Below are 9,828 nucleotides of genomic sequence, written 5' to 3' on the forward strand. Positions count from 1 at the left end.
CCCGCCCGAAGCGGACCGCGAGGTCAGCCGCCGTGCCCGTGGCAGCCGCAGCCCTTGGCCGCGGCGCGCGGCAGCCCCTCCGTGAACTCGCTCTGCGAGAACACCGCGAGGACCGTCGCCGGCTCGGTGCCGTGGTTGGCCAGGGTGATCTCCTTGCCGGCCGGCAGCATCGCGAAGGTGCCCGGGGCCACCGTCTCGGCCCCGCACCCGCACGAGGCCTCCACCGTCCCGGCGACGCCCGTGAGCAGCAGCTCGGACGACCCGTGCGCGTGGGCCGGGATCGTTCCGCCCGCCGGCACCTGGATCCGGACCGCCGCGAGCGCGCGGAACGGACCGCCCTCGGGGTCGAGGCGGAGCACCGGGCCGCCGGTGGTCGTGTCGGGGGCGGTGTCGATGGTCATGCCGAACATGGGTGGTTCCTCTACGCGTTGGTGTGCGGCTCCCGCCGCGCGGGCCGGGCCACGGCCACCGGTCCTTCCGGTCACGCTTCGAATTTAGACGACGGACATCATCTCAATACCGGGCGGAACGTCCCGACCTCCCGGGCCTTTCGCCTCGCCCGGGCCGGGCCGTGACAGGCTGGCCCCGTGAACGAGGCACCGCGCGACCCAGCACCCAGGACCCCGCTCTACCTGAAGGTCGCCGGGGACCTGCGGACCGCCATCACCGCGGGCGAGTACGGCTCCGGCGCGCGACTGCCCGCCGAGGACGAGCTCGCCCGCCGCTACGGGGTCTCCAGGGGTACGGTGCGCCAGGCCCTCGCCGCCCTGCGCACCGACGGGCTGATCACCTCGCGGCGCGGCACCCGCCGGGTCGTCCTCGGCGGCGGCGCCGGGGAGGCCGGAGGAGTCGCGGAGCTCCGCAGCTTCACCCGGTGGGCCCGCTCGCTCGGCCAGGAGCCCGGGGGGCGGACCGTGGCCGTGGACCGGGGCGAGGCCGACGCCGAGGAGGCGGAGCAGCTACGGATCGACGTGGGAGCCCCCGTGTACCGCGTGCTGAGGCGGCGCACCCTGTCCGGAGCCCCCGTGATGGTGGAGCGTACGACGTACCCGGAGCCGGTCGGCGCCCTGGTCGCGGACATGCCGCCGGACACGGTCTCGTACTCCGAGCAACTCGCCCGGCACGGAGTCCTCTTCGCCGACGCCCACCACACCATCGACCTCGCGGCGGCCGACTCCGACGACGCGCGGCTGCTGGGCTGCCCGGAGGGCGAGGCCCTGCTGCGCGAACGGCGCCGCTCCACCGACCCGGCGGGGATCCCGGTGGAGTGGTCGCAGGACCGCTACCTGCCGGGCACGGTCGCCTTCACCGTGCACACCACCGCCGCCAGCGCGCTGGGCCGCCTGCTCGGCCCCTGATCAGGCGTTCTTGATCAGCAGGGCCCCCAGCAGGGGCCGGAAGTGGTCGAAGTCCGGGGTGGCCGTCCCGGGGTCCTTGGCCTGTTCGTCCCAGCGCCGCACGGCCACCGCGTCGGCCGCCCCCGGCAGCGCCTCGAACGCGCGGGCCTGCTCCGCGGTCATCGGGCCGCCCTGGACGCGCAGGGTGTGTACGGAGGCCTCCGAGAGCAGGTCGAAGTACCCCGGCTCCGCGGTGCACAGGTAGCGCTTGGCGGCCACGTGCAGCCGGACCGGCTCGGTCACCTCCGGCCCGAACCACCGGGCCAGCCAGTCGGCCCCGGTGTGGCTGTGCCGGTTGTCCTGCCCGCCCTCCATCAGGTCGCGGCCGGTCACGGTTCCGTGGAAGTGCCCGATGTCGTGCAGCAGCGCGGCCGCCACCAGGTGGGCGGGGGCCCCGGCGGCCTCGGCGAGGGCCCCGGCCTGGAGCATGTGCCCGGCCTGGGTGACGGCCTCACCGAAGTACTCGGCGCTGCCCTCGCCCTCGAAGAGGCGGGCCAGCGCGTCGATGGCGCCGACAGGGCCCGTGGTGTCGTAGGCGTTCACGCGGAGGCTCCTTCGCGGCGCAGGACGGCCAGGGTGGAGAGCAGCCCGTCGAGATCGGCGTACGTCCCCTGGAGGTGGCGTCCGCCCGATTCGGCGAAGGCGGTACGGGCGTGCAGCAGCCGGGTGTTGTCGAAGACCACGCAGTCGCCGGGCGCGAGCCGGAAGTCGAGCCGCAGCTCCGGCCGCTCCAGCAGCTCGCCGAAGAGGCGGTAGGCCGCGTAGAACTCGTCCAGCACCGCCGCCGGCTGGTGCAGCGTGGAGATGGAGCGGTTGTTGAAGCGGACCTCGCGGATCCGCCCGAGCGGGTCCACGTCGATCAGCGGCCGGTGGGCCCGCAGTTCGCAGTGCGCGTCGGCGAAGGCGAACTCCACCGGCACGCGGGTCAGCACCCCGAAGGCCTCCGGTTCCCGCTCGCGCAGCAGCGCGGCCGCGTGGAAGCCGTCGACCAGCCCGGAGTCGCCGCCCCGGGCCTCGTTGCGCAGGCAGTGCAGCAGTTGGAGGGTCGGTACGGGATCCCGGTAGGGGTTGTCGGTGTGCGGAGTGATCAGCGCGCCGGTGAAGGCCAGGTTGTTGGGGTCGGCCTCCACGCGGACCTCGAAGAGCTCCCCGTAGTTCGTCTCGCGGACGAAGCCGAAGGTGCGGGCCACGTCCAGCACCATCCGGTCCCGGCACGGAACCTCCCGCAGGAGGGCGAAGCCCAGCCGGACCACGCTGTGGAGGACCTGCTCGCGGACCTCGCGGGAGCTGATGTACGCGTCCCAGCCGGCCTGCGGGATCCGCCCGTCGAGGTCCCCCGCCGCCCACAGCTCCTTGTCCGCCTCGGTCCGCCCGTCCCCGGCCGCGCGGTACGCCGATCCGTCCGGGCCGTGGGCTTCGAGCCACCCGGCGGGGTACACGGAGCGGTGGCCGTCCGGCTGCCACACCACCTCCCAGCCGGGCCCGCCGTCGGCGGCGGGCGCTTCGCGCACGGAGCCGACGGCCAGGCCGGCGGGCAGCTCGGTGATCTGGAACAGCTTCTGGCCGGTGCGCGGGTCACGGCACTCGGCGCAGGGGCAGTTGTCGCGCAGCCAGGGCGCGGGCGGGCGGGTGATCGCCGGTACGGACATCGTGGCTCCTGCAAATCCTGGGGAAGTTGTATATACAACTCTGGGATGCCCGGAGCGTGACAGGGGCAGGTGACCGGCAGGTGGCGCACAGGTGGCCGGAACCGGATCGCGGCGCGGGCCGTCTGAGACCGGGGTGAACGCCCTGGTTGGACGGGCCCGCCGGCGAATGGGCCCGCGGGCGGTCGAGCGAGGGGTGTGGGGGAGACGGTGCGGACGGCAAGGGTGTGGACGCCGCTGGCGCGGACGGCACGGTGGATCAGGCGAAGGGTCGGACTCCTGCTGTTCGCGCTGTTCGCGACCCAGGTGGGGTCCCTCGTCAGCCCGGCCCACGCCTGCGGCTGCGGGGCGATGGTCCCCGACGGCAGCTCCCGGATCGGAGTCTCCCGGGAGGCCTCCGTGGTCCGCTGGGACGGCCGGACCGAACAGGTGACGATGCGGTTCACGGTCGGAGGCGATGCCAAGCGGGCCGCCTGGATCATGCCGGTGCCGGGGCGGGCCACGGTGCGCCTCGGCGACGCGGGGCTGTTCTCGCAGCTGGTCGACCTGACCGGACCCGAGTACCGCACCCGCGGCTACTTGTGGCCCCGCCACGGGGACTGGCCCTTCGACTCCGGCCGGGGGGACGCGGCCGGAGCGGCGCCCCCCGGCAGCGGCGAGGCCCGCGTCGGCGTCATCGGCCGGGAGCGGCTCGGGGACTTCGACGTCGCCCGCCTGACGGCGACCGACCCCGAGGCGCTGGGCGACTGGCTCGAGGCCAACGGCTTCGTGCTCCCCGACCGCCTCTCCGCCGAGCTGAAGCCGTACGTGGACCAGCGCTGGGAGTACGTCGCCGTACGGCTCGCCCCCCGGGAGCCGGGAGCCACCCTGCGCGGCACCCTGGACCCGCTCCTGATCAGCTTCGAGAGCGACCGGCTCGTCTACCCGATGCGGCTGTCGCGACTGGCCTCGACCGCCCAGTCCCTGGGCCTGTACGTCCTGGCGGAGCACCGCATGGAGCCCGTCTCCGCGATCGGCGGCAACGCGCCCGAGGTGACCTTCGCCGGGCGGATCACCCCGACGGGTCCGGTCGCCGAATTCGCGGGCGCGGAGCCGTTGTTCCTGACGGCGATCGACCAGAGCTTCCCGGACCCGTCCCGGATCGACGGAGACCACGAACTGCGCGCCGCCGCCGGGGACGCCCCGTACCGCCGGATCGAGTACTCCGACGAGCTGCTCACGGCCGGCGGCGTCCCGGTCTGGATCCTCACGCTCGGGGGAGCGCTGGTGGCGGCTGCCCTGGCGGCCGTCCTGACCGCGCTGCGGATGCGCCGCGGACGGAGGGCCGTACCGGGGCGCCCCGCACGTGTAACCGCGCGGCCCTGCCGTCAGCGGGCGGGGGACGCCGCTTCGGCCGCCCGTCGGCGGGTGTGCGTGCGCTCCGCGGCCCGTCCGGCCTCCCGGGCCAGGGCCGGGGCGCAGAGCCACCAGGCGACCAGCCCGGCACCCGCACCGGCCACTGCCCCGGCGGCGGTGTCGCTGAGCCAGTGCGCGTGCAGCCAGGTGCGGCTCCACATCATCGCCAGCGTGAACACCGCGCCGCCGATCCACCACGCCCGCCGCCGGGCGGCCGGGACGAGGAGCACGCCGACGATGACGACCAGGAGCGCCGCACTGGCCACGTGGCCGGAGGGGAAGGAGCCGTGGTCGACCCGGACCAGCGGATTCTCCGGACGCGGCCGGTCCACCAGCTGCTTGAGGCCCTGGATGACGAGCATGTTTCCGGCCATGTAGACGCCGAAGAGGAACCCTGCCGACACCCAGCGCCGCCGGACGAGCAGGAAGGTCAGCAGCGCGAGCGGGACGATGGCGCCCACCGGGCCCCCGAACCAGTTCAGCAGCGTGGCGACCACGGAGGGGAACCCCTCGTGCGGTCCGCCCATCCAGGACAGCCAGCGGTCGTCGAGCCCTTGGAAGGGCGGCTGCGTGACGTCCCTGCGCACGACGAACGCGAGCGCGGCGGCGGCTCCGAGCAGCGCGATTCCGAGGGTCAGGGTGCCGGTGCGACGGCTGCCCCGGTCCGGCGCGGACGCGGGTGCGCCGGCTTCGAGGGGTGGGTCGACGGGGATCGTGGACATGGCTGTGCTGCCTCTCGCGGCGGGGGAAAAGAGGGGTGACGAGGGGAAGGGAGGGTGTGGGGAAAGAGCGGCGTGTGCAGGGAGGTGTGGCCGATCGCGGTGTGGCCACATCGCGTGCTTACACGTGTAATCAAGGAATGTAGCCATGCCCTCCCCCCACCACAAGCCCCGCGGGCCCAGCAGCCCGGCCGTCCGGGTCAGTTCCCCGCGTCGGCCCCCGGCCGGATGATCGTGATTCCGGATCCCGGCGCCGTGCCCATCGCCGCCAGCGCGGCCGGCGCCGCGTCGAGCGGGATCGTGGAGGTGACCAGCAGGTCGGGCCGCAGCGCCCCGGAGCGGACCAGTTCCATCATCGGCGGGTACGCGTGCGCCGCCATCCCGTGGCTGCCGAGGATCTCCAGCTCCCACCCGATGACTCGCTCCATCGGCAGCGCCACGGCCCCCCGCGCCGCGGGCAGCAGCCCGACCTGTACGTGCCGCCCGCGCCGGCGCAGCCCGGCCACCGACGCCGCCGCCGTGGCCGTGGAGCCCAGTGCGTCGAGCGACAGGTGCGCACCGCCTCCGGTCAACTCCCGTACGGCCTCGGCCGCGTCGGCCCGCCGCGGATCCACACAGTGCGCGGCCCCGAAGGCCCGTGCCAGCTCCAGCGCCGCCGGCGCGGTGTCCACGGCCACCACCCGGGCTCCCGCCGCCACCGCGATCATCACGGCCGACAGCCCCACGCCGCCACAGCCGTGTACGGCGACCCATTCGCCCGGCGCCGCCCGCCCCTGCGCGACGACGGCCCGGAAGGCCGTCGCGAACCGGCAGCCCAGCCCGGCCGCGGTGTCGTACGAGAGCTCCTCGGGCACGGCCACCAGGTTGACGTCGGCGTGCTCCAGCGCCACGTACTCGGCGAAGGACCCCCAGTGGGTGAATCCCGGCTGCGTCTGGAGGGCGCACACCTGGTGCTGCCCCGCGGCGCACTCGGCGCAGCTTCCGCAGGCGCAGACGAACGGCACCGTCACCCGGTCCCCGCTGCGCCAGTTGGCGACTCCCGGTCCCACCGCCTCGACCACACCGGCCAGTTCGTGGCCGGGCACGTGCGGGAGCGTGATGTCCGCATCGTGCCCCATCCATCCGTGCCAGTCGCTGCGGCACAGACCCGTCGCCTCGACCCGTACGACCACCCCACCGGCGGCCGGCACCGGATCGGCCACGTCCCGCACCTCGCCGGGCTCCCCGTACCGCTCGAACACCACCGCGCGCACGCCGACCGCCTCCACTCGCCTGCCTGGTCCGCCCCGGGCTCCCTTGTCGGCCCCGGGCCCGGATGCGAAGCTGCCGGGACGACCACCACACACCATCAGGGGGACCCGTGACCCGCAAGACCTCCCGGGCGCTCTCCGTACACTGGCGGGCATGGTAAGCCGCATCAGTGAGCTGGTCATCGACTGCGCCGACCCCGAGCGCCTCGCCGCGTTCTGGAGCGAGGCCCTCGGCTACGTGGAGCTCTCCCGGGAGGGCGACGGAAGCATCGAGATCGGCCCGCCCGGCGCCGGCTTCGGAGGTCCGCAGCCCACCCTCGTCCTCAGTCCGAGCAGCGACCCGCGGGCCGGGAAGCTCCGCCTGCACATCGACGTCAACCCCGTCGACCGCGACCAGGACGCCGAGCTGGAGCGCCTGCTCGCCCTCGGCGCCCGCCCGGCCGACGTCGGCCAGACCGGCGCCGAGAGCTGGCACACCCTGGCAGACCCGGAAGGCAACGAGTTCTGCCTCCTGCGCACGCGCCTGAATCCCCTCTGACTAGGACGGCTTGACGGAGGACCAGGCGGTGACGGTCACCTTGTCGTCGCAGAAGGCGAACACGCCGTCGTCCATGGCGATCTGGTGTTTCCCGGCGCCGAGAACGCCGATGACCACCGTCGGGTAGGAGCCCGGGGTCGCGCCGGACGCGCAGTAGCCGTCCGCCTCGCCCTGGACCTGGACGAACGTGAGCTTCGTCCAGGCGCGGGCGCCCGGGGCCAGGATCACGTTGGCCGCGTCGGGGCCGGTGTGGGTGGTGGCCAGAGGCTTGTTCTTCTCTGGGGAGCCGTTGCCCGCCGCCGCGACCGTCGGGTACCCGTACACCTTGCAGGGGGACGCGGAGGTGTTGGTGACGGAGACGACGGCGGCCCCGGTTCCGGTGCCCGGCGGGCGGACGTCGGCCTGGTGCCCTTCGGAGACCTTGATGTCGGCGGCCGTGCAGGGCTTCTTCGTCACGCCGCCGGTGCCGCCGGAGGAGGAGCCGGCCGAGGGCGACGCGCCGCCCGTGGAACCGCCGCTCCCGCCGCCGCTGGTCGTTCCACCCTTGTCGCCGCCGGTGGGTGCCGGCTCGGCCGGCCGAGAGGCCGCGGCCGGCGCCGACGGGGCGGCGGCTCCGCCGCCGTCGCCGGTCGGCGTGCAGCCCGTCATCAGGGTTGCGGCCGCCAGGGCCGTCGCCAGAGCCGCCGCGGTCCGACCGGTGCCTGCTGTGTACTGCATTGGGTGCTCCCCGAGGTTCACGACCGGTCCCGCGCCGGCACTTGCGTGCAGGAACACGGAACCCTGACCCGAGCAGGTTCCCGCCACACGCCGCTGTGGCGGTTCCGTGACGCGCCCATGACGTACGGCCGCCACCGCTGCGCCGTACACGGGGCACACCCCCTAGCCCTTGGCCCGGCGCAGGGTCAGTTCTGCCAGGGCTTCGGGGGCGCCCGGCTGGTCGCGGATGCCGGGGAAGGCGTTGACGTCCACGATCAGGGGCGAGCCGTCGGCCGTGGCGATGATGTCCACGCCGTAGACGTCCAGGGAGTAGACCTCGCCGGCCCTGCGGGTCAGGTCGGCCCATCCCTCCGGGAGCCGGGGCAGCGGCAGGGTCGGGCCGCGGCCTTCCGGGGAGAGTTCCGAACGGCGCAGGGCGGCGAAGATCCGGTCTCCGATCGCCCAGAGCTTGTGGTCCCAGCCGCTGTTCGGGGCGAAGTCCTGTACCACCACCGGCTCGTCGGGCCAGTCCTGTGCCAACTCTGCGAGGAGCGCGGTGTCGTCGACCCGGGCCACGAGGTCCGCGCGGCGGTTGTGGCGGCTCTTGACGACGACGGGGGAGCCCAGCGAGATCCCGGCCGCCCACGGCGCGAGCGCGCCCACGGTACGGGTTCCCGCGAACGGCAGCCCGGCCCGTACCGCCAGCTCCGCCATCAGGGTGCGGTCCTGGCAGAGCGTGGTGGCCGCGGCGGAGTTCACCACGGGCGCCCCGAGCCGCTCCAGGCGCCGGGCCAGTTCCAGGCCGCGCGGGGTGTGCGCCTTGAGGAGGTACACGTCGGCCGGTGCCCCGGCGGCCGCGTCCGGCGAGCCGGGATCCAGCAGCTCCACCCGGTGTCCGGCCGCCCGCAGGTGTCCGGCCGTAGCCGAGAGCAGCGGATGCCCGGGGTTGTCCGTGATCAGGCCGACCCTCATACGGGCTCTCCCGTGGGGGTGGCCGGGGCGACGGCCACGGCCGCGGCCGCCACCGTGGCAGCCGTGGCCTGGAGCGGGATCGACATCGCCGGCCCGGGCGGGCGGGGGAGGGCGGACCCGGCCCCCGCTCCGGTGCCCGGTCCCGAACGGGCGCCCCGTGCGAGGTCCAGTACCGCGCGGGCCACACGGGCCGCCGCGTCGGGGACCTGGCGGAAGCTGGGGAAGTCGTTCACGTCCACGACCACCGGCCCGTCGGGCCCCAGCAGCACGTCCACCCCGTACAGGTCGAGCCCGTACACCTCCCCGACCCGCGCGCCGATCTCCGCGATCTCGGCGGACAGCGGGACGAGGCGCTCCGGGACGGGGCTGTCCGGATGCAGGGGGGAGCGGCGCTCGGTGGCGAAGAGCTCCCCGCCGACCGCGTACACCTTGAGGTCGGTGCCCGAGTTCGGTACGTACGGCTGGGCGACGAGCATGCCCTCGCCGGCCAGTTCGGGCAGCATCGCGGCCAGCCGCTCCGGCGAGGGGACCAGGTGTACGGCCCGTCCGGAGCTGCCGTCGGCGGGTTTGACGACCAGCGGGTAGTCCGACGCCGGGATCTGCTCCAGCAGCTCCGGCCGGGCCGCCGCGTACGTCGGCGGCAGCGGCAGCCCCCGGCCGCGCCCGATGGCCGCGGCCAGCGCCTTGTCCCGTACGCCCCGGATGGAGCGGGCGTCGTTGACGGTGGTCGCCCCGGCCGCGGCGGCGGCTTCGAGCAGGGTCAGCCCCGGCCCGCCGGACACCGTCTTGAGGACCCAGGCGTCATGGGCGCCGGCATCCACCGCCTCGCTCATCCGCAGCAGCGAGCCCCCGGGCCGCAGTACCTCTACCCGGTGGCCCCAGGCCTTCAGCTGCCGGACCACCTCGTTCGGCATGCCGTCGTGGCGGTAGTGCTCCTCCACCAGGAAGCAGAGCTTCATGGACCTTCCCCATATTCCCCGGACGTCCGCCGATCCCGTCCGGCGAGTTGTGACGTCACAGGATGTCATGGGCCCCAATGTGATGATCGGTCCGTGTACGCAGCCATCCGCAACGGCGCCGCCGGGTCGGGATTCGCCCGCGGTCGCCGTCCGGTTGGTGTCGGGCCGCCGTCCGGCCACCGAGACGGGGCGGATCGGATGTCGCGAGCCGCCGATTTCCCTTCCGGCCAAAGCGCTACAGAAGGCGACTTACCGG

General features: G+C 74.5%; 10 protein-coding genes and 1 pseudogene. 3 read left to right on the plus strand and 8 right to left on the minus strand.

The genetic code is table 11. The annotated features are described in order from the left end of the window. Positions 1 to 23: 23 nt before the first annotated feature. Positions 24 to 410: a cupin domain-containing protein gene (locus tag AC061S_RS11335; RefSeq protein WP_478685751.1), complete on the minus strand. Its 387-nt coding sequence runs from the start codon at positions 408 to 410 to the stop codon at positions 24 to 26. A gap of 177 nt (positions 411 to 587) precedes the next feature. Here AC061S_RS11335 and AC061S_RS11340 point away from each other — a divergent pair, with 177 nt between their 5' ends. Then, on the plus strand, positions 588 to 1,358 hold the full coding sequence (locus AC061S_RS11340; protein WP_478685752.1) for a GntR family transcriptional regulator: 771 nt from the start codon (positions 588 to 590) through the stop codon (positions 1,356 to 1,358). On the opposite strand, the gene AC061S_RS11345 is transcribed toward AC061S_RS11340, so the two are convergent. Together AC061S_RS11345 and tmpA are read right to left on the minus strand one after the other, a co-directional pair. Then, entirely contained in the window at positions 1,359 to 1,940 is a 582-nt protein-coding gene (locus AC061S_RS11345; protein ID WP_478685753.1) for a phosphonate degradation HD-domain oxygenase, read from the minus strand. It abuts the gene before it with no gap. Continuing rightward, complete coding sequence (gene tmpA, locus AC061S_RS11350; RefSeq protein ID WP_478685754.1) at positions 1,937 to 3,046, minus strand: 2-trimethylaminoethylphosphonate dioxygenase; 1,110 nt, start codon at positions 3,044 to 3,046, stop codon at positions 1,937 to 1,939. Before tmpA ends, AC061S_RS11345 begins: the two co-directional genes overlap by 4 nt. 303 nt (positions 3,047 to 3,349) lie before the next feature. On the opposite strand from tmpA, the pseudogene AC061S_RS11355 reads away from it, so the two are divergent. Next, positions 3,350 to 4,195: pseudogene (locus AC061S_RS11355) on the plus strand (DUF2330 domain-containing protein); the annotation flags it as partial. Between the two features lie 215 nt (positions 4,196 to 4,410). On the opposite strand, the gene AC061S_RS11360 reads toward AC061S_RS11355, so the two are convergent. Together AC061S_RS11360 and AC061S_RS11365 are read right to left on the minus strand one after the other, a co-directional pair. After that, entirely contained in the window at positions 4,411 to 5,307 is an 897-nt protein-coding gene (locus AC061S_RS11360; RefSeq protein WP_478685755.1) for a phosphatase PAP2 family protein, read from the minus strand. A gap of 50 nt (positions 5,308 to 5,357) precedes the next feature. After that, on the minus strand, positions 5,358 to 6,410 hold the full coding sequence (locus tag AC061S_RS11365) for a zinc-dependent alcohol dehydrogenase family protein (protein WP_478685756.1): 1,053 nt from the start codon (positions 6,408 to 6,410) through the stop codon (positions 5,358 to 5,360). A 151-nt stretch (positions 6,411 to 6,561) separates the two neighbouring features. Here AC061S_RS11365 and AC061S_RS11370 point away from each other — a divergent pair, with 151 nt between their 5' ends. Further along, entirely contained in the window at positions 6,562 to 6,945 is a 384-nt protein-coding gene (locus tag AC061S_RS11370; RefSeq protein WP_478685757.1) for a VOC family protein, read from the plus strand. Here AC061S_RS11370 and AC061S_RS11375 read toward each other — a convergent pair whose 3' ends face one another. The 3 genes from AC061S_RS11375 to AC061S_RS11385 all read right to left on the minus strand — a co-directional run bounded on the left by AC061S_RS11375 (position 6,946) and on the right by AC061S_RS11385 (position 9,572). After that, positions 6,946 to 7,662: a DUF4232 domain-containing protein gene (locus tag AC061S_RS11375; protein WP_478685758.1), complete on the minus strand. Its 717-nt coding sequence runs from the start codon at positions 7,660 to 7,662 to the stop codon at positions 6,946 to 6,948. A gap of 162 nt (positions 7,663 to 7,824) precedes the next feature. Further along, positions 7,825 to 8,613, minus strand: a complete 789-nt coding sequence (locus AC061S_RS11380) for an ATP-grasp domain-containing protein (protein ID WP_478685759.1) — start codon at positions 8,611 to 8,613, stop codon at positions 7,825 to 7,827. Next, a complete protein-coding gene (locus AC061S_RS11385; RefSeq protein WP_478685760.1) occupies positions 8,610 to 9,572 on the minus strand; it encodes an ATP-grasp domain-containing protein in 963 nt (320 codons plus the stop codon). The genes AC061S_RS11380 and AC061S_RS11385 overlap by 4 nt, the downstream gene beginning before the upstream one ends. Positions 9,573 to 9,828 lie beyond the last annotated feature (256 nt).

Source organism: Streptomyces sp. CA189 (genome assembly GCF_056428985.1).

Bases quoted from the DNA above. Each gene is read 5' to 3' on its own strand.
- AC061S_RS11335 (WP_478685751.1), bottom strand. From the start codon at position 410: ATGTTCGGCATGACCATCGACACCGCCCCCGACACGACCACCGGCGGC.
- tmpA (WP_478685754.1), bottom strand. From the start codon at position 3,046: ATGTCCGTACCGGCGATCACCCGCCCGCCCGCGCCCTGGCTGCGCGAC.
- AC061S_RS11360 (WP_478685755.1), bottom strand. From the start codon at position 5,307: ATGGCTACATTCCTTGATTACACGTGTAAGCACGCGATGTGGCCACAC.
- AC061S_RS11370 (WP_478685757.1), top strand. From the start codon at position 6,562: ATGGTAAGCCGCATCAGTGAGCTGGTCATCGACTGCGCCGACCCCGAG.
- AC061S_RS11375 (WP_478685758.1), bottom strand. From the start codon at position 7,662: ATGCAGTACACAGCAGGCACCGGTCGGACCGCGGCGGCTCTGGCGACG.
- AC061S_RS11380 (WP_478685759.1), bottom strand. From the start codon at position 8,613: ATGAGGGTCGGCCTGATCACGGACAACCCCGGGCATCCGCTGCTCTCG.
- AC061S_RS11385 (WP_478685760.1), bottom strand. From the start codon at position 9,572: ATGAAGCTCTGCTTCCTGGTGGAGGAGCACTACCGCCACGACGGCATG.